1 protein-coding gene is annotated in these 318 nt (G+C 44.0%); it reads left to right on the plus strand.

From position 1 onward, the window contains the following. The coding region (locus ADM50_RS01950; protein WP_049484348.1) for a G5 domain-containing protein at positions 1 to 318 on the plus strand (318 nt) is incomplete at both ends.

A 318-nucleotide genomic window follows, 5' to 3' on the forward strand; every position in this document is an offset into this window, starting at 1 on the left:
GCTGAAGGTGTGAAAGATTTAGTTCTAGAAACTCCGAAACTGGAAGTTGAAGAGGGAACAATTTCCTTCAAACGTCAAGAACGACCAAACGCCGACCTTCTCAAAGGTCAACATCAGCTAGTTCAAACAGGAGCGGAAGGGCAAATTCGTCGCTTTGTAGAAGTTGATGGTCAGGGCAAACGCACTCTTCGTTTGACTGAGGTAGTCAAGGAAGCAATCCCAGAAATCACTGAAGTTGGGACAAAAGTTCTATCAAGCAACCAACCAGCTGAAGGTGTGAAAGATTTAGTTCTAGAAACTCCGAAACTGGAAGTTGAA

Source organism: Streptococcus oralis, from assembly GCF_001075675.1.
Lineage (GTDB): Bacteria > Bacillota > Bacilli > Lactobacillales > Streptococcaceae > Streptococcus > Streptococcus oralis_V.